The organism is Actinokineospora sp. (assembly GCF_050699995.1).
Lineage (GTDB): Bacteria > Actinomycetota > Actinomycetes > Mycobacteriales > Pseudonocardiaceae > Actinokineospora.
Window position 1 is genome coordinate 1 of sequence record NZ_JBOHGC010000115.1, and the last position, 1,030, is coordinate 1,030.

Sequence of the window (1,030 nt, forward strand, 5' to 3'; positions counted from 1 at the left end):
ACCGTCGGCGGTGGCCCGCAGCCGGGTATCACCCCGAACGCGGGCGAAGCGATCCACATCGGACTGCGCTTGTTCGACGGTGAGTTCGTCGGCCAGGGTGCGCCACCAGCGTTGCGCGGCTGTGTGATTGATCTTCTCCACCACGCCCTTGCGGTTCCCGCGCCGGGCGGGGCAGATCACCACGCTCGCGCCGTAGTGCTTGGCGACGGCGCCGAACGAGGCACTGACCCGGCCCGAGGCGGGGTGACAGACGGTGGCCATCCGGTCGAAGCGCCACACCCGGCTGACCCCGCCCAGTGCCCGGGTGACCCGGTCCAGGGCCTCGACCAGGTGCGGCTGGTCCTCGGACTCGACCAGCACCCCACGCCAGCGACCCGAATGACTGAGCGCGCCGACGAGCAGGTGCGCGTGCCTGCCCCACCCCCAGTGCTCGGGCGGGTCGGGCAGCTCGACCCAGTCCCACTGGGTCTCCTCACCCGCCGGGTGTTCGATCACCGCGACCGGCCGGTCCTTGGTCGGCCGGCACGGCTCGCACGCCGGCCTGAGGTGCTGGTCGCGCAGCTGACGGGTCAGCGTCGGGTAGGACCCGGTGAACCCCAGGTCGACCAACTCGTCCATCAGCGTGGTTGCCCACAGGTGCGGGTCATCCTTGAGCCGCGCGGCGCAGTACGCCACGAAGGGGTCGAAAGGGTCCGGGCCACAGGCAGCTCGCACCCCAGCATTGCGGTCGCCCTTCAGGTAGGCGCGGATGGTCTTGCGGTCACGGCCGAGGTGGTTGGCGATCGCGGTGATCTTCCAACCCCGGCGATACAGCGCGTGCGCGTCGATGTCGTCCTCCCGTGTGAGCATGAGAGGTGAGGCTCCTTCGAGTTGGTGAGCGGTCAGAGGCCGCCAGTCTCGAAGGGGCCCCACCGTCGTCGGTGGAGCCACACGGGTGGGGAAATTCAGTGAGCAGGTCTGGGGAGATTCACGTGAGCGCCGTCAGCGTTCATTGCGGCGGCAGCCCGCCCTTTGAACCATCCCGGATCCG

1 protein-coding gene is annotated in these 1,030 nt (G+C 69.7%); it reads right to left on the reverse strand.

The genetic code is table 11. The features are described 5' to 3' along the window. Positions 1–849: terminase gpP N-terminus-related DNA-binding protein (locus tag ACRDSQ_RS06535; protein ID WP_431419663.1), on the reverse strand; the 849-nt coding region annotated here is incomplete at its 3' end. Between the last annotated feature and the right edge of the window lie 181 nt (positions 850–1,030).